Source organism: Chryseobacterium sp. CBTAP 102 (assembly GCF_003201365.1).
Taxonomy (GTDB): Bacteria; Bacteroidota; Bacteroidia; order Flavobacteriales; family Weeksellaceae; genus Chryseobacterium; species Chryseobacterium candidae.
The window spans coordinates 256,601-274,648 of record NZ_QICX01000003.1 but is presented as its reverse complement, the minus strand read 5'-3'; the positions used below and the strand labels follow the sequence as shown (position 1 = coordinate 274,648).

The following is an 18,048-nucleotide window of genomic DNA, read 5'->3' as shown; positions in this document are numbered from 1 at the left end:
TAAAGTTTATTTTTTTAATCATTTTTTTAAAATCAATGTAAATTGATTTAAATTTTAAAATTTATTAAAATTCTGTTAATATATAAATTGACTTATTTTTTGTTAATTTTTTAAATATATTCAAAATGATTCTTTATCGTTTTTTTAAGATGAATGTGAATCTCTCCGTTCTGGAAGCGTGTTTTCAGCATTCAACGAATTGATGTTATAGATATTTATCGACATATTTGTCGCTTGAATATATTAAAATCTGTTAATATGAATGTGAAGTTACATGTATTAAGTGCAGGAGCTTTGTTTTTTTTAGGACAAGCTGCTTTTGCACAAAAATCTAAGAATGATTCTGTTCTGAAGGAGAATAAGATCGATGAGGTAATCGTTACTGGATACCAGAAGAAAAAAGCAGATGAAATTACCCAGGCTCAGGCTGTTGTTGGGGGTGACGAAATCAGAAGAAACTCTCCTACTACATCTATTGGTAACTCTTTACAGGGTAGAGCTTCAGGGGTATTTGTACAAAGTACTACCGGGCAGCCAGGTGCTGCTGCTACCATTCAGGTAAGAGGTATTGCCGGTGTTGGTGGTTCTTCAGAGCCTACTTATGTAGTAAACGGGATGTATATGACTGCAAGACAGTTCAGTGCAATCAACCCTGCAGACGTAGAGTCTATTTCAATTCTTAAGGATGCTGCTGCGACAGCACAGTATGGTGCGAGAGGAGCAAATGGAGTAGTAGTAGTAACTACTAAAGCCGGAAAAGCTGGGAAAACTCACTATTCATTTGAAACTAAGTTTGGTTTCAGTGAAAGGCTTAAGGATAATAACTACACCATGATGAATTCAAGGGAGTTAATGAACTTTCAGAATCAATTGGGTTACCTTGGATTTAAACCAAGATCTCAACAGGAAATGGACGTACTTGCTGCCTATGATCACAATTGGCAAAAAGACCTGTTAAAACCTTCAAGCATTCAGTCTTACTTATTCAGCGCACAAGGAGGATCCAGAGAAAGTACTTTCTATTACTCTTTAGGATATGATTCTGATAACGGGATTATCAGAGATATCGATGGGCTTAAGAGATATACAGGTAACTTTGGATTTACCAATAAACTGAGTGAAAAACTGAACGTAGGGATTAACCTAGGTGTTCAGTATCAGGAAACTCAGAATTTTATGGACAGAAACAATACGCAGAACCCATTCGGAGCCATGTATAAATATGCTCCATATGAACCGGTTTATAATGCTGATGGTAGCTATAATCAGACCATGAGAGCGGGTTCTAACGTTGTTGAGCAGATCCGTAATTACAGACTGGATGATCAGAGGTTAAGAATCCCGGTAACTTTATTTGCAGAATATAAAATTATCGATGGTCTGAAGTTTAAAACAAACTTTAACGGACTTTTCGATTGGTACATGGGAACTCAGTGGTTGAAGAAAGGTTCAAACCTTGATTTAACGTTAAACAACAAAATTCCTACAGGGTCATTAAACAAAAATTCATTCTACACATTTAACTATACCTGGAACAACTCCATTAACTATAAAAAGTCATACGGAAGCCACAACTTCGATTTCTTAGGATTTATCGAATATAACGATAACTACAACGAAACAATGAATGGAGGGGCTTACGGATTGAAATCTCCGGTAATCAATGTTCCATCTATTACTACACCTTCAGATAGAAATACATTTACTGGAGTTAAAGTAAGAAATACTTTATTCAGTTTAGCGGGGATGTTAAACTATGACTATGAAGGTAGATACCTGGTAACAGGATCATTGAGAAGAGATGCTTCTTCAAGATTTGGTGCCAATAACCAAAGTGGTATTTTCTGGTCTGCAAGTGCAGCATGGAATATCGCGAAGGAAGACTTCATGAAAGGTGGGTTTATTAATGATTTAAAGCTTAGAGGATCTTACGGTACTACAGGAAATGATGGTACTTTACCTGATTATTATAATGTCAATAATATCAGCTACGGTTTATATGGTGCTAATGGTACATCATACCCGGGAACAGTTTCAAAAGGTGATTATATTATTGGTAACAGCAATCTTAAATGGGAGTCTAATGCGATTACCAACTTAGGAGTTGATTTTACGATGTGGAACAGAAGAATTCGAGGATCCGTAGAAGTATATCAGAACAAGAGAAAAGATTTCGTACAGCTTGTACCTTTGGATAAACAGGAAGGTGGATACTACCAGTATATCAATGCAGGAGACATGTCTCAGAAAGGACTTGAAGTTGAATTGAGTGTAGATGTGATCAAACAAAAAGATTTCCAATGGAATCTACATGCTAACATCTCTTTCCAGAAGTCTGTTCTTGACAGGCTAGCAGGTGACCAGACAGAAAGAAATTTAGGGTATACTTATCTTAAGGTAGGTGAAACTCCATATGTATTCTATAATGTTAGGTTTGCAGGAGTAGATCCAAGTAACGGAAAAGCATTATATTATGATAAAGCTGGAAACGTTACAGATGTTTACAGCGCTTCCAATGCAGTTCCTCTTACAGATAAATCTCCATTTCCAAAAAGTTTTGGTGGATTCGGAACTACAGTTCAGTACAAAGGACTTGATTTCAGTGCAGACTTTGCATTTAAGCTAGGCGGATATACTTATAACAACATGTATTTTGCCGCTGTTAACCCAACTTTGGCTGTTGCAGGTAGAAATATGGCACAGGCTGCTGCTCAGGTTTGGCAAAATCCTGGAGACACAGGAGTATTCCAGAAAGTTGACTCAAACGGTATGCGTGATTCTGATCAGTGGATTGAAAAATCAGATTACCTGAGATTAAGATCACTTACATTAGGATATACATTTGATAAAGCATTCCTTGGAGAAGGATCGCCAATTAATAAGCTAAGAGCATATGTACAGGGGCAAAATTTATTTACGGTAACTAAATTCCACGGAGAGCCTGAAGTTTCTGTAGGATCTGCTGACTCATCATCATTATTTGTTCCCGGATCATTTAACCTTTATACTTACCCTGCTGTAAGAACAATCTTGGTAGGACTGCAATTAGAATTTTAATATTGAATAGCTTTATGAAAAAGAATATAATAAAAATAAGTTTAGCTGCGTTAACTGCCTTTGTATCGTTAACGTCTTGTGACAGAAATTTAGATCAAATCTCATCAATCAATGAAGATCAGGAGCAGGCGATGACGAGACCTGAGACCTTCAGACAGGCCATGGATGGTGCCTATACAGCTCTTAAAGGAAGTGGTTACTATACTAGTGATACAGGAAACCAACTTATCATGGGTGATCTTACCACTGATAACTTGGTTCGTACCACTACAGGAAGAAATACCAATTTTGCGGCGTCAAACTTCGAATTCTCATCAGATAACTCACAGACAACAGGTTTGTTTAATGCAGCTTATCTTGTAATCAGCAGAGCTAACTTTGTTTTGAAATATATCAATAACGGAGTATTATCCGGAACACAGAAAACAAATTTGGAAGCTGAAGCAAGAGCATTAAGAGCAATCGCTCATTTTGATATTGTAAGAGCATATTCCCAAATCCCAACTCAATCTGCAGGAGCTAAGAATACAATCGGAATTTATTATTCAGAGACCTATTCTCCTTTAAATAATACATCATCCCGAAATCTTACCGTTGATCAGGTATATGATAAAATTACAGCAGATCTATTATTTGCTGCTGATAATATAACTCAGAATGATGCTGATAAAGGAAGATTGAGCAAAGCAGCTATATACGGATTATTGTCCAGAATTGATCTTTATAGAGGAGACTATGTTAATACTATCAAATATGGTGAATTAGCATTAAACCTTTCTCCAAGTATCACAACATTGGATAACTTTACAAGAATCTGGAAAGAAAACGAAGGTATATCCAGAATTACTGATGGAGTATTATTCCAGATATTGAACTCTGCAGCCGAGCAAAATACCGTAGGAGTTGCATACAACCAGTCAGTTCCGGCTTTAAGATCAGAATTTGTTGTAGATTACGATTTATATACAGCTTATACATCAAATGATGTTAGAAAAGGAGCTTACTTTACAGTGGGTACATATAGCGGACAAAAATACAACCACGTTACAAAATATTCTGGTAATGGTGGTCCTTCTAATATCGTACCGGTTAAATATCTTAGATCTGCTGAAGTATTATTGAATGTAGCTGAAGCATATTACAGAACAGGTAATGGTACACAGGCTTTAGTTCTATTAAATAAATTAAGAGCTGAAAGATATTCATCATTTACTCCTGGTACAGAAACAGGACAGGCTCTTTTAGATGCGATCCTGAAAGAAAGAAGGCTGGAGCTTGCATTTGAAAATGACAGATGGTATACATTGAAGAGATTAAACCTTCCAGTTCAGAGATCTGGTAAAGGAGATCTTTTTGACGGTACAGGTACACCTGCAGTTGAACAGACTCTTGCAGCCGGAAGCTTCAAATGGCAGTGGCCAATTCCTATTACTGCTATTCAGGCAAACCCGAATATCCAGCAGAATGACAAATATTAAGATTTAATTTTAATATATTTTTTAAGAAGAGTCCCGGAAATGGGACTCTTTTTTGTTGTAAAGCTATCGTAGAAGCATCCTGTCCTGATAACTTTTCGGAGTCACTCCTTCCAGCTGCTTAAATACCCTTGTAAAATAGTTCGTATCTGAAAATCCCGTCTGAAAAGCAGTTTCCTTGATGCTGGTCTGGCTGGCAAGCAATTCTTTTGCCCGGTTAATTCTTTCCTGCAAAATAAAATCATTAGGGGAAGTTCCCAGCTCATCTTTAAACATTTTAAAGAAATTAGACTTGCTTACATAAGCCAGTTTGGCGATACTGTCAATAGACAATTTCTGGTGCAGATTTCTTTTAATATAATCTACCACAAAACCTATTCTGGATTTATTCTTAACAATATTCTTTTCTACCATGCCTCTTGCCTGGGTCTGCATTAATCTGATCAGCAGTTCTTTTAATGCAAAATCTGCCATGATATCCTTTTGGGAATTATCATCCATCGCAATTCTCATGATATTGTTGGTGGCCGAAGCAAGTGCTTTATTATTAAACAGAAAATACTCATCCAGCTGAATATTCCATTGTGAAGTCTCATCCACTTTGGGTAGATGATAATTGAGGTAATTGAGAGAATCTTCAATAAAATCCGGATTAAGGCTCAACGAAATACATTGCGTAGGCGTTTCATCTGCTTCCGGAAAATCAATGACCATTGTTTCTCCCGGTGCTACCAGAATACTTTCCCCCGGATAGTAATCAAAATAACTGGTCTTCTTATCCAGTTTCATATGTTTTTTACCTCTCAGCATCGCTGTAAATGCAATGTTCTCGAAATGAAGCTTTACATCAAAAGCTGCTTTATGAGTCTCATAAATGCTGAATTCACAATTGTTTAGATTGAATTTCGTCTGGTTTTCAACAAGACTCAATAGTTGGTTTTCCTTACGTAATTCAGGAGTATTTAATAAAATCTTACTATTGTTATTCATTTCTAAATTTTTTTGAAAAGGAGGTAACTCAAATATAGAAAATTTGAGAGTACGTTGCTGTTAATAAAATACTAAAATTGAACTCCTTGCACTATTTTCCACTTTTTTTATACGATTGTGCTATATACTTTTTGGCTTCTCAGTGTAATTTGGCGTTATCGAAAAAATAAAAACAATACTAATATGAGCACTATTACAGAACCAAGATCAACGACACTTTTACAGCGCCCGGAGTTCAAAAACAGATATGATAACTATATTGACGGAAAATTCACTCCACCTGTTAAAGGACAATATTTTGACGTAGTTTCCCCGGTTGATGGGAAAAAATTTACTCAGGTAGCACATTCTTCCAAAGAAGATCTGGAGTTAGCAGTAAATGCAGCGGAAAAAGCATTTCAGACATGGAAGAACACTTCCTCCACAGAAAGAAGTATTATCCTGAATAAAATTGCAGACAGAATAGAACAGAATTTAGAGTATCTGGCAACAGTAGAAACAATTGATAACGGAAAGGCTGTAAGAGAAACACTGGCAGCAGATTTACCTTTAGCCATTGATCATTTCAGATACTTTGCTTCTGTGATCCGCGCTGATGAAGGATCGCATAACGAACTGGACAAAGACACTGTTTCATTAATTGTTCACGAACCTCTTGGAGTCATTGCACAGATCATTCCATGGAACTTCCCGATCCTGATGGCAGTCTGGAAACTGGCTCCCGCATTGGCAGCAGGAAACTGTGTTGTACTAAAACCGGCAGAAAGCACTCCTGTTTCCATTATGGTTTTAATGGAATTGATTGGTGACCTTTTACCGGCAGGAGTTATTAATATTGTTAACGGATTCGGGGCAGAGCTGGGAAGAGCTTTGGTAACCAATCCGAAAGTAGCAAAAGCAGCATTTACAGGTTCTACCGCTACAGGAAGGCTGGTAATGCAATACGCTACAGAAAATATTATTCCGGTAACATTGGAACTGGGAGGAAAATCCCCTAACGTTTTCTTCAATTCTGTAATGGATGCAGATGATGAATTTCTAGATAAAGCCATAGAAGGCGCTGTTCTTTTTGCCCTAAATCAGGGAGAGATCTGTACCTGTCCTTCAAGATTACTCGTTCAGGAAGATATTGCAGATGCCTTTATTGAAAGAGTCATCGAAAGAGTAAAAGCCATCAAAGTAGGAAATCCACTGGATAAGACCGTGATGATGGGAGCGCAGGCTTCACAGATTCAGAAAGATAAAATCCTCTCTTACATTCAATTGGGAATAGAAGAAGGAGCAGAAGTGCTTTTAGGAGGAGCTGTAAACAACCTGGGTGAAGATCTTGAAGGCGGATACTACATCCAGCCTACGATTTTCAAAGGAAACAACAAAATGAGAATCTTCCAGGAAGAGATTTTCGGCCCGGTGCTGGCATTTACCACTTTCAAAGATGAAGAAGAAGCTGTAAAAATTGCCAATGATACCATCTACGGTCTTGGAGCCGGAGTCTGGACCAGAGATGCTCACCAGTTGTACAATATTCCACGCCAGATTGAAGCAGGAAGAGTATGGGTGAACCAATATCACTCGTATCCGGCCGGAGCACCTTTCGGGGGTTATAAACAATCAGGAATTGGAAGAGAAAACCATAAAATGATGCTCGATCATTACCGCCAAACCAAAAACATGCTGATTTCTTATAACAAGAATAAGCTAGGTTTCTTTTAATATTATTCAGGACGTGCCCGATTGCCTTGGCTTTATCCAGGGCAACACGGTCGGGCTATCCAGGGCTGCACTTCGTTTCGGTGCTTCATTACATTGCGCACCGGCTCGTTCCTCGCCGCACTTCCTATCCCTCACGCAAAGAACTTATCTGTTCAGAAATGAAGATAGAAAACTAATCAATCAAAATAACTCAATTCCAAAAATAAAATATGATTCCAAAAACAATGAAAGCGGCAGTAGTTCAGGGCTACGGTCAACCTTTGAAAATAGAAGAAGTACCTGTAAGAGAACCCGGAAGATATGAAGTGCTTGTCAAGGTTATCGCCTGCGGAGTTTGCCACACAGATTTACATGCGGTAGATGGTGACTGGCCTGCAAAGCCCAAAATGCCTCTTATTCCGGGACATGAAGGAGTAGGTATTGTAGTAGCCTGCGGACCAGAAGCTTTTGTAAAAGAAGGAGATGCAGTAGGAGTTCCATGGCTGTACAGTGCATGTGGATGCTGCGATTATTGTATCACAGGATGGGAAACCCTTTGTGAAGCACAGAAAAACGGAGGATACAGTGTAGATGGAGGATTTGCAGAATACGTTATTGCAGATTCAAGATATGTGGGGCATTTGAAATCTGATGTCAATTTTCTGGAGATTGCCCCAATTTTATGTGCCGGAGTAACTGTTTACAAAGGATTGAAAGAAACAGAAACAAAACCCGGAGAATGGGTGGCCATTTCAGGAATCGGAGGACTGGGACATGTAGCCGTTCAGTATGCTAAAGCAATGGGAATGCGTGTAGCCGCTATTGATGTAGCCGACGATAAGCTTGAGCTGGCGAAAAAATTAGGAGCAGACCTTGTGGTCAATGCAAAAAACACAGATCCCGGAGAATATTTACATAAAGAAGTTGGCGGAATGCATGGCGCATTGATTACAGCAGTTTCACCAATTGCTTTCAAGCAGGGAATAGATGTGTTGAGAAGAAAAGGAACGATTGCTCTGAACGGGCTTCCTCCCGGCTCTTTCGAACTTCCTATTTTTGAAACGGTTTTAAAAAGAATCACAGTAAGAGGTTCCATTGTAGGAACTAGAAAAGATTTGCAGGAAGCATTGGATTTTGCCAATGAAGGATTGGTAAAAGCTACAGTTACTGCGGCAAAGCTGGAAGACATCAATGACGTTTTTGATAAAATGAAAAAAGGACAAATTGATGGCAGAATCGTTCTAGATATTGCCGGCTCAAATTAATTTGATGATGTGTTGCTGATCCCGGTTAGAATGTATTTTACCGGGATCTTTTATCAATATAAGGTTTGCATTAAACCAAAATAAAAACAATGGAAACAAAAATATCAAGACTTTCCGCAACAAAACAGGCTCTTGAAGTAATTAACAGGTTGGAAGAACAATATGGTCCTCTGATGTTTTATCAGGCAGGAGGATGCTGTGAAGGAACCCAGCCGCAATGCTTTGAAAAAGGAGGCTTTTTTCCCAGAATGAACGATGCCATGATCGGTACTATTAATGGACATGAGTTCTGGATAGACCGCGACCTTTTTGAATACTGGAAATATTCCCATTTTACACTCGACGTTACGGATGGTTTCGGACCGGGAGGTTTCTCGCTGGAAACTCCTTTGGGAAAGACATTTAAGGTTCACTACAGACTTTTCACTCCGGAAGAATATGAAAATCTGGAACCGATAAAGCGCAGTGAATAGTGGGGTGTAACAAAAAACAATTCAGACTTTTACAAACCGGTTGACAAACATCGCTGCAACGATATCTCCTACAGCATTCAGAACGGTAGCGAGAGGATCTACCAAAGTCCCGATGATCATCACCGCAGGAATCGCTTCCTGAGGGAGTTTATAAACAGAGATCATCAGCATCTCTCCGATATACCCACCATTAGGAATACCACCAGCCACAATGCTGACAAATACAGTAATTCCCAATGCCAAAAGCAGGTTGGCAGGATCAAAGAAGTCCTTTCCAATGATTAAGAATGCTACATAAATCTTGATGATTGAAGACATGGAAGATCCGTTTTTATGCAGCGTGGTCCCGATAGGAATCACCAGATTGGCAATAGAATTCGGAATCCCGATTTTGGAAGCAGCTTGTAAATTAGCAGGCATTGTTGCAAAACTGCTGCATGTACTTATGGCTGTTAAAGTTGGGTAAATGGCATTCGTCCAGAAACTTTTGACTCCTTTTTGCCCATTCGCCATGAACGCATAGATAGAAAAAAACACCAGGAAATAAATAACACCCGCAATATAATATAACCCTAAAGGTTTAGCATAAAATCCAAAAAGCTGAGGTCCTAAAGTCGCTACCTGATAAGCAAAGTAAGCGCCTAAACCTATAGGAGCAAGTTTCATCACCAATAGAAGAAGTTCTTTCATCACTTCATATCCCGAAGCAATAAAAACCCTGAAAGGCTGCCCTTTTTCCCCCGTTTTTCTGGCTGCAAATCCTGTAAGAAAAGCAAATACCAGAAGAGCCAGCATATTTCTTCTTGAGAAAAGCTCCGTGAATTCTCCCACGGTAAAGAAACTTACAATTCTGTTGCCCCATGTATCCTCATTGGCTGCTTCTGTAATCATCTCAGAACTTCCTGAAACCCCGGAAACCGGGAAAAGATATACTGCACAGATGGTAAAAATGGCAGCAGTAAGAATAAAGAATAAAAAAGTAAAGGCCATTACAAGAATAATTCTTCCGAATTTAGACTGTTGCTCCAAAGAAGCAATAGAATTGGAAACAGCAAAAAATACCAATGGTACTACACTCACAAAAAGAAGATTAAGGAAAATATCTCCCAAAGGTTTAATGTATTCCACAATACCAGGAGCAACAATTCCAATGATGCTTCCAATAGTGATTCCTAAAAGTAAAAATACGATTCCGGAGTAGTTTTTCAATACATCTTTCATGTATGGCTTTTTATCAAAGATAGGTTTATTTTTAACATTCTGTTATACAATTTTCAGACCTAAAATTCATAAATTTGAGTAAACTACATTTCTATGGCTTATATAGATTACTATAAAATTTTAGGCGTAGATAAAAACGCAACACAGGATGATATCAAAAAAGCCTACCGGAAACAGGCCCGAAAACATCATCCCGATCTCAATCCCGGAGACAAAGAAGCAGAAAAGAAATTCAAAGAACTGAATGAAGCTAATGAAGTGCTGAGTAATCCGGAAAACAGGTCAAAATATGACAAGTACGGCGAACACTGGAAACACGGCGAAGAATACGAAAAAGCCCAGCAACAGCAGCAAAGACAGTATCAACAGCAGAGTTACAACGGAGGATATTCCGGAGCAGACTTTGGTGAAGGGGAAGATTTTTCAGATTTCTTCCAGAATATGTTTGGCGGAGCAGGCGGCGGATTTGGTAAAAGTTCGAGAGGAAGGGCTTCCGGTAAATTCAAAGGACAGGATATAACCGCCGAATTGAATCTCAATTTAAGAGATGCTGCAACCACTCATCCGCAAACTTTTGAAATCAATGGTAAAAAAGTAAGAATCACTATTCCTGCCGGGGTGTATGACGGGCAGCAGATCAAGTTAAAAGGGCATGGAAATCCCGGTATAAATGGCGGTCCAAACGGAGATTTGTACATCACCTTCAATATTCCGGCAGATCCGGATTTTGAAAGAATCGGTGATGATCTGAAAACCAAAGTCACTATTGATCTGTATACAGCGGTTCTGGGCGGAGAAGTAAAAGTACATACTCTCAATGGAAGTGTGAACCTTAAAGTGAAACCGGAAACCCAAACCGGAATGACGGTAAGACTCAAAGGAAAAGGTTTTCCTGTCTATAAAAAAGAAGGAGAACATGGCGATCTTTTTGTAACCTATGAAGTAAAACTGCCAACCAACCTTACCGAGAAGCAGAAAGAACTTTTTGAACAACTAAAAAATTCATAAGCTATGAGTGAAAGAATATCACGGGAAGAACTCGTAAAAATCTATAATATAGAAATCACTTTTTTTGATGAGCTTGTAGATTATGGTTTGCTGAATATTCAGATTGAAAACAATATTCACTATCTGATGTATGAAGACTTACCCAATCTGGAAAAATTTGCCAACTGGCATTATGATCTTGAAATAAATCTGCCTGGTCTTGAAGTGATTCATAATATGCTGAAAAAACTGGATGCTCTGAACCGAAGAAACAGAGAACTGATGAATAAACTTTCTGCCATAAGTGATCAATATGAAGATATTTAGTTTAGTTTTGTAGCTTTTTAAAGCCAACTCTATAATTATGAATGAAGAAAAGGTGATTACACTAAAACCGGACAGAAAAATTTTTGAAGATATTTATTTTAGCGGTAATCAGGGAAGTCTGCTTTTTTCACCCACTACAAAAGGTAAAACTATTGCCACCATTGCAGCAGCGGTAATTGTTTTCGTTGTTTTTCTTTTCAAAGATCTTTTAAGTAAAGAAAGTGTGGGAATTTTATACTTTTTAAGCTTTATATTTTTGCTTTGTGCTGTTTTTTTGTCTGTAAGCGTTAATAAAGTGTCAAGATGGAAAAAGCAGGTGAATCATTATCTGAGTACGCTTGAAAGATGTAAACTATACGAAATAAGATTTGATAATAACTTTTTCACAGTGAATATTGATGGTGAAAAAGAATCCAGCGAATGGAAAGATTTTGAATATACTGAAAGCAATAACGAGTTTATTTCTCTTGAAGGAAAATACAGCTATATGTTTCCCAGAAAGGCGATGAGTGAAAAAGAGTACAGTTTTCTCAAGAATACACTAAAAGATAAAGTGAAAATCGATCAATAAAAACAAAAAACGGAGCAAAATTATTTTGCTCCGTTTTTTTATTATTTACAAATTAGCTTATTTGCTTTCTTCCAGCCAGCCCATTTCCTTCATCCACTCGTCATTGTAGATTTTCCCTACATATCTTGAACCATGGTCGTGAAGTAACACAACAATGACATCATCTTTAGTGAACTGATCTTTCATTTGGATCAATGATGCAATAGCGCTTCCTGCAGAATATCCGCAGAAAATACCTTCTTCTTTAGCCAGTTTTCTGGCATAGACAGCTCCATCTTTATCCGTTACTTTTTCAAAGTGATCAATCACAGACATATCATAGTTTTCAGGAATGATATCTTCCCCGATTCCTTCTGTAATGTATGTATATGCGTGGTCGTAATGCAATTCCCCTGTTTCGTGGAATTCCTTCAGAATAGAACCATAAGTATCCACTCCGATTACTTTGATGTCTGAATTTTTTTCTTTGAAAAATGTTCCACATCCCGTAATTGTACCTCCTGTTCCGGCTCCTGCCACAAAATGAGTCAGCTTTCCTTCAGTCTGTTCCCAGATTTCCGGAGCGGTAGACTCATAATGAGCTGCTCTGTTGGATAAATTGTCGTATTGGTTCACATACCATCCGTTTTCTGTTTCTTTTGCCAGTCTTTTGGAAACTGAATAATAAGAACGCGGATCGGTAGGTTTTACGTCAGTAGGACAAACAATTACTTCAGCCCCTACAGCACGAAGAATATCACATTTTTCTTTAGACTGTTTTGAATTGGTTACAAAGATACATTTGTACCCTTTGATGATGGCCGCCAGTGCCAGTCCCATTCCTGTATTTCCGGAAGTTCCTTCGATAATCGTTCCTCCGGGTTTTAATCTGCCGTCTTTTTCAGCATCTTCTATCATCTTAAGAGCCATTCTGTCCTTTACTGAGTTTCCGGGATTGAAGGTCTCTACTTTTGCTAATACTAATGCCGGAAAATCTTCACCTAATACTTTGTTAAGCTTTACCAGCGGTGTGTTACCTATCGTTTCAAGGATATTTTTTGCGTATTTCATAAATGTTCTATAAGCGGCGCAAAGATAAGGCTTTTAAAATTATCTGCACTGTGGATAACGTGTGGATAAGTTGTGGATAACACTTAAACTAATTGAATTACAGTTAATAACTTTCAATTATCAATTATCAATTATCAATTATCAATTATCAATTATCAATTATCCTGTTAGTTGTACTTAATCGCTTTCACCGGAGAAATCTTACTGATCAGGTAGCTAGGAATAATCAAAGCCAAGCCAGAGATGATAAGAATTCCTACTGAGATGGAGATAATGGCAATCGGATTAAGATCTACCGGAACTGTACTTACATAGTAATTTTCAGGATTAAGTTTAATGATTCCAAAGAATTTCTGGATTAAAATCAATCCCAATCCAATGGCATTTCCATACAAAAGTCCCGGAATCATAATAATCAGGGTATAATTGATGAAAGTTGCCCTTATCTGTGAATTGCTTGCTCCCAATGTTTTCAGAAGACCAATAGAATTGGTTCTTTCGATAATAAGGATCAGAAGAACCATGATGATATTGATTACCACTACAATCAGCATGATGATGATGATTAAAGCAATATTGGTATCAAAAATACTGATCCAGTCTGTAATCTGCGGGAATTTTTCAGTCGCTTTTTCAGCATAGTTTTTATAACCGATCAGTTTTTCAATATCAGGAAAATCTTTGTCAATATCATTCACGTTTTTCAGGAAAATATCAATTCCGCCAATTTCATCAGGTTTCATATCCTGAATTTTTCTGGCATGGTTAATTCCTCCTATGACAAATTGTTCGTCAATGAGCTTGATATCAGTTCTGTAAATACCGATCACTCTGAATTTACGGTAAAGCGGTTTCTGATCAGCTTTTAAAAATACGGTTACAATACTGTCATTCAATTTAAGATGCAGGTCGTTGGCTACTTTCTGCGAAATGGCTATATCACTATTGAATCCTTTTTCCGTTACCTTTGGAGTAGTTCCGGCTATAAGAAATTTTTTAAATCTTAAACTGTCAAAATCTTTTCCTATTCCTTTAAATATAATTCCGGCAAAATTATGCTCATTACGCATAATTCCGGTAACTGTAACATATTTTTGAGTGCTTTCCACATCGGGAAGCTCTTTTATTTTGGCAATATTCAGTCCCTGATTATCCAGTACAGAAGTATTGTATGAAGAATTCGAACGGGTGGATCTTACGGTAATATGTCCGCTGAAATCAGCCAGTCTCTCTTTGATCGCTTTTTTGGAACCAAAACCGGTGGCTACGGTAATTAAGGAAACAATTATTCCTAACGCTACGGAAAGCCTGCCAATGAAGATGATAACCCTTGAAAGGTTATTTTTGTTATCTTTGGAAAATGCTATTTTTCTGGAGAAATATAAAGGAAACTTCAAGCTTATGAATTTAGATTTCAAAATTAAAAATTTACTTCTGATTTGCCTAATTTTTTTAGGAGTATTCAACCAATATTATTCTCAGACTCAAGTTCAACCGGATTTTAAAACGGGTGTCGACCAGCCTGAAATCTACCTGCCACTGTTAAAAAATAAAACGATAGGAGTGGTGACCAACCAGACAGGTTTAATGAGTGATAAAACCCACCTGGTTGATTTTCTGGTAAAAAATGGGATTAAAATCAAGTCTATTTTTGCTCCGGAACATGGTTTCAGAGGAGATGCTGATGCAGGTGCAAAGGTAAAAAACGGAGTAGATGTGAAAACAGGAATTCCTATTGTTTCTCTATATGGAAATAATAAAAAGCCAAAACCGGAACAACTATCCGGAATTGACATTGTTGTTTTTGATATTCAGGATGTCGGCGTGAGGTTCTACACTTATATTTCAACTTTGTCTTACCTGATGGAAGCCGGAGCTGAAAATAATGTGGAGATCATGGTTTTGGATCGTCCCAATCCCCATGACGGATATACTGACGGACCTGTATTGAGAAAAAAATGGACCAGTTTTGTTGGACTACACGAAGTTCCTGTAGTCTATGGGCTGACAATAGGAGAGTACGGAAAGATGGTTAATGGTGAAAAATGGCTGAAAAATGGAGTTCAGGCTCAATATACGCTTGTTCCGATGAAAAATTATCATAAAAAGCAGCGTTATCATATGCTTGATAGACCTTCACCTAATTTACCCAATGATAAAGCCATCAATTTATATCCAAGCCTTTGTTTTTTTGAAGGCACTCAGGTTTCTGTAGGAAGAGGAACAGATTTTCCTTTTCAGATTTATGGGTCTCCATGGACGGAAAATTTGCCTTATCAGTTTACTCCAAAGCCAAGTTATGGGGCTAAAGATCCCTTTCTGAACGGCAAGCTGTGTTATGGTGAAAACCTTTCCAGTTATCCTAAAGATCTACGAGAATTGAATCTTGAGTGGGTCATCAAAGCGTATCAGAATTATAAAAATTCTGAACTAGACTTTTTCCTAAAGCCTGCTTCCGGGAAAAATTTTTGGTTTGATACTTTATCCGGAACTGATGAATTGAGAAAACAGATCATCGCAGGAAAATCAATTCAGGAAATTAAAGTTTCATGGAAAAAAGATCTGGAAAGTTTTGAAAAGATCAGAACCCGATATGTGATATATGAAAATTAATTAATCAAAATTCTGGGGCGGATTTTTATCATTTCTGCCCTTATTTAATATAAAAAGTCCCACAGTCAGCCCGATAACTCCGGCAAAGGCAGTCATTAATGCTCTTTGTAATTTATCAGGAAGATCATTCCCGATATAATTCATTAAAAAAAGAATCACAAAAGTGATCACTGAAATGATAATATGATTTTTTCCGAATAGCTTCATTGTATTATTTTAATTTATAAGAAATCATGACACCTCCTCTGTATGGGATGATTTCACCGCTTTTATTGAATTTCTCAGCAGAATCGTAACGTCTTCCCGTAGACTTGTCATACCCTTTATAAAATCCTTGTGAGGTTCCTACAGTGGCATACAGATCAAGATTCCATCGTTCAGACAATTGGAACTGATATCCTGCTGTAACACCCAACATTACAGAGAATCCTTTCTGGTACAGGTTGGAGTTGGTAAGGATCTCTCCATTCCAGTTTTCACTTGTATCGTCATTCCAATAGTTCCATTTTGAGGCATTGTAAGCTGCAAAAGCTACGTTTGCACCTATATACCAATGTTTGAAAGCTTCAGTAAAGTAGTATCTTCCTTCTGCAGATACTGAGTAAAACTGTAGTTTATGTCCTGCGAAAGACTTCCATGGTGAAATAAAAACATCTCCCTGAAGGGTATATTTTGGACTGATCTGTTTTTCTATTCCCAGATTTAAAATACCTATCGGAGCAAATAAAGCATTCCCTTTTATGTATAAACCGTTCTCCTGTCCTCCTTGTTCCTGTTCCTGAGCACTCAACGTACCCAACGACAGAAAAGCTAAAATGCCTGCTGCTAATAATTTATATTTCATCTATATGTAATGTTTATTTTATTTGCTTTAATAATTCATCTGCCAGTTGAGAATCCTTATTGCTCTGAACAGCCATGTTTTTAGACATTTCAGCATAGTTTTTTGCCATTTCTTTGTTTCCTGTAAGGTGATAGAGTCTGGCAAGAATATAAGTGTTTTCTGAAGTTTCACTTCTCATAACAGATTTTTCTGCCCACTCGGTAGCTTTCTTTAAGGAAGATGGGGTTTTCACATGATCGGCGAAGATCCAGGCTGCTCTCAGGAGCTCATTCGGATCAAAGGCATCAGAATTTTTATAATATTCTAAAGCTGCTTTTTCGTATTCAGGAAAATTACTGTTCTGTTCATAATAGCTGAGCTTCGTCTGATTCAGTTTTTTAACAGCAGCTTCTTTTCCTACCAATGGTTCGGCAGCTTTCATGAAATAGTCATCGTTGATTTTTTTATTTTTATCATCAATAGACTGTTCTACTATTTTTCCTAACTTCAACTGGGCATCAAATTCATTGTAAGTTTCTTCAGGAAGATATTTAATAATCTCTGCTTTTCTGGATGCAAAGACATTGTAGTTGGTATCTTCCGATGATTTTACAAAGTAAAGAAGAAATCCAATTTCATCTTTTGTCAGTTCTTCGGTTTTCTTTTTGTTCTGGAAGTATCTTTCTGAAGCTTTTTTTGCAAATTCATAATCTGAGTTGGCATTAAGTTTCATGATGTTGATCAGAAATTCCGGATCTTTTTCACCACCGGCAAAACGATCTTTCAGCGATCCTTTTTTATTTCCGGGTGAGTTGATGTCCTGGGCCATAGCCACAAACAGGCTTTCTTCCATGTACCCTGTATTTCTGGAAACAAGCTCTCCTTCTCCATTCAGGAAAAGATAAGTAGGATAGGAGCGTACACCGAATTTCGAAGCGATGTCTCTGCCTTCTCCTTTTTCCATGTCAAATCTTGCATTAATGAAGTTGGTGTTGTAATAATCACTCACTGCTTTCTGAGTGAAAACATTTTTTTCCATCATTTTACATGGGCCACACCAGGAAGCATAGGCATCAATAAAAACCAATTTCTTTTCTTTCTTGGCTTTTGCAATAATATCTTTGTATGGAAGCTCCTGAAACTGGATGGCTTCCTGAGCAGAGGTCGCGATAGCACAAAAAATAGATATCCCGGAGATGATCTTCTTCATTTTCAAATAAGATTTGTAGGCGAAGATAATTAATTTTCAAAATATAGCATGCTGAATCTGTGGTCTGAATGACGATATTAACGAACTTTAAGACTTCAGCTTATCTGGGTTTTTGTTTTTTAGTTTAAAAATATAAAAGTACTCAGACGCTTTTATTATTGATTTATTTCCCATATAAAGCATCTGGTTTTAAAAAATTGAAATCTAAATTTAATTCACTTTCCAGTCCTGAGATCTTTGTTATATCTTTGCAAACGAATAATTTATATGTTGAGGAACCTACAATTTTGAAAA

At 37.5% G+C, this 18,048-nt stretch carries 16 protein-coding genes; 9 read left to right on the top strand and 7 right to left on the bottom strand.

Annotation, left to right across the window (positions count from 1 at the left end; translation table 11 throughout):
• The first annotated feature begins 258 nt into the window (after positions 1 to 258).
• Positions 259 to 3,057 carry a SusC/RagA family TonB-linked outer membrane protein gene (locus C8D70_RS06400; RefSeq protein ID WP_110366771.1) on the top strand — a complete coding sequence of 933 codons (2,799 nt, stop codon included), beginning with the start codon at positions 259 to 261 and terminating at the stop codon, positions 3,055 to 3,057.
• Between the two features lie 14 nt (positions 3,058 to 3,071).
• A complete protein-coding gene (locus tag C8D70_RS06395) occupies positions 3,072 to 4,535 on the top strand; it encodes a RagB/SusD family nutrient uptake outer membrane protein (RefSeq protein ID WP_110366770.1) in 1,464 nt (487 codons plus the stop codon).
• Between the two features lie 63 nt (positions 4,536 to 4,598).
• Here C8D70_RS06395 and C8D70_RS06390 read toward each other — a convergent pair whose 3' ends face one another.
• Positions 4,599 to 5,522 (bottom strand): helix-turn-helix domain-containing protein, encoded by a 924-nt coding sequence (locus C8D70_RS06390; protein WP_076596102.1) that lies wholly within the window; start codon positions 5,520 to 5,522, stop codon positions 4,599 to 4,601.
• A gap of 183 nt (positions 5,523 to 5,705) precedes the next feature.
• Here C8D70_RS06390 and C8D70_RS06385 point away from each other — a divergent pair, with 183 nt between their 5' ends.
• The 3 genes from C8D70_RS06385 (at position 5,706) to C8D70_RS06375 (ending at position 8,952) form a co-directional block, all read left to right on the top strand.
• Positions 5,706 to 7,235, top strand: a complete 1,530-nt coding sequence (locus C8D70_RS06385) for an aldehyde dehydrogenase family protein (RefSeq protein WP_110366769.1) — start codon at positions 5,706 to 5,708, stop codon at positions 7,233 to 7,235.
• 209 nt (positions 7,236 to 7,444) lie between these two features.
• Positions 7,445 to 8,479 carry an alcohol dehydrogenase AdhP gene (gene adhP / locus C8D70_RS06380; protein ID WP_110366768.1) on the top strand — a complete coding sequence of 345 codons (1,035 nt, stop codon included), beginning with the start codon at positions 7,445 to 7,447 and terminating at the stop codon, positions 8,477 to 8,479.
• Between the two features lie 89 nt (positions 8,480 to 8,568).
• On the top strand, positions 8,569 to 8,952 hold the full coding sequence (locus C8D70_RS06375; protein WP_110366767.1) for a DUF779 domain-containing protein: 384 nt from the start codon (positions 8,569 to 8,571) through the stop codon (positions 8,950 to 8,952).
• Between the two features lie 21 nt (positions 8,953 to 8,973).
• Here the strand turns inward: C8D70_RS06375 and C8D70_RS06370 are convergent, their stop codons facing one another.
• On the bottom strand, positions 8,974 to 10,173 hold the full coding sequence (locus C8D70_RS06370) for a dicarboxylate/amino acid:cation symporter (protein WP_110366766.1): 1,200 nt from the start codon (positions 10,171 to 10,173) through the stop codon (positions 8,974 to 8,976).
• A gap of 93 nt (positions 10,174 to 10,266) precedes the next feature.
• Here C8D70_RS06370 and C8D70_RS06365 point away from each other — a divergent pair, with 93 nt between their 5' ends.
• From C8D70_RS06365 to C8D70_RS06355, 3 genes are read left to right on the top strand one after another with little or no spacing between them, the layout of a single operon-like run.
• Positions 10,267 to 11,181, top strand: a complete 915-nt coding sequence (locus C8D70_RS06365) for a DnaJ C-terminal domain-containing protein (protein ID WP_076596097.1) — start codon at positions 10,267 to 10,269, stop codon at positions 11,179 to 11,181.
• A gap of 3 nt (positions 11,182 to 11,184) precedes the next feature.
• Positions 11,185 to 11,487, top strand: a complete 303-nt coding sequence (locus C8D70_RS06360) for a chaperone modulator CbpM (protein WP_076596096.1) — start codon at positions 11,185 to 11,187, stop codon at positions 11,485 to 11,487.
• Between the two features lie 37 nt (positions 11,488 to 11,524).
• Positions 11,525 to 12,058, top strand: a complete 534-nt coding sequence (locus tag C8D70_RS06355) for a hypothetical protein (protein ID WP_110366765.1) — start codon at positions 11,525 to 11,527, stop codon at positions 12,056 to 12,058.
• 57 nt (positions 12,059 to 12,115) lie between these two features.
• Here C8D70_RS06355 and C8D70_RS06350 read toward each other — a convergent pair whose 3' ends face one another.
• Together C8D70_RS06350 and C8D70_RS06345 are read right to left on the bottom strand one after the other, a co-directional pair.
• Positions 12,116 to 13,108 carry a PLP-dependent cysteine synthase family protein gene (locus C8D70_RS06350; RefSeq protein ID WP_076596094.1) on the bottom strand — a complete coding sequence of 331 codons (993 nt, stop codon included), beginning with the start codon at positions 13,106 to 13,108 and terminating at the stop codon, positions 12,116 to 12,118.
• A gap of 167 nt (positions 13,109 to 13,275) precedes the next feature.
• A complete protein-coding gene (locus C8D70_RS06345; RefSeq protein WP_110366764.1) occupies positions 13,276 to 14,505 on the bottom strand; it encodes an ABC transporter permease in 1,230 nt (409 codons plus the stop codon).
• 4 nt (positions 14,506 to 14,509) lie between these two features.
• Between C8D70_RS06345 and C8D70_RS06340 the strand changes: the two genes are divergently transcribed.
• Complete coding sequence (locus tag C8D70_RS06340) at positions 14,510 to 15,721, top strand: exo-beta-N-acetylmuramidase NamZ domain-containing protein (protein WP_110366826.1); 1,212 nt, start codon at positions 14,510 to 14,512, stop codon at positions 15,719 to 15,721.
• Here the strand turns inward: C8D70_RS06340 and C8D70_RS06335 are convergent, their stop codons facing one another.
• The 3 genes from C8D70_RS06335 to C8D70_RS06325 are packed head-to-tail and all read right to left on the bottom strand — an operon-like array spanning position 15,722 to position 17,754.
• A complete protein-coding gene (locus tag C8D70_RS06335) occupies positions 15,722 to 15,928 on the bottom strand; it encodes a hypothetical protein (RefSeq protein ID WP_110366763.1) in 207 nt (68 codons plus the stop codon). It abuts the gene before it with no gap.
• Between the two features lie 4 nt (positions 15,929 to 15,932).
• Positions 15,933 to 16,565: a DUF3575 domain-containing protein gene (locus C8D70_RS06330; RefSeq protein WP_110366762.1), complete on the bottom strand. Its 633-nt coding sequence runs from the start codon at positions 16,563 to 16,565 to the stop codon at positions 15,933 to 15,935.
• 13 nt (positions 16,566 to 16,578) lie between these two features.
• Positions 16,579 to 17,754, bottom strand: a complete 1,176-nt coding sequence (locus C8D70_RS06325) for a thioredoxin family protein (protein WP_110366761.1) — start codon at positions 17,752 to 17,754, stop codon at positions 16,579 to 16,581.
• Positions 17,755 to 18,048: the final 294 nt, after the last annotated feature.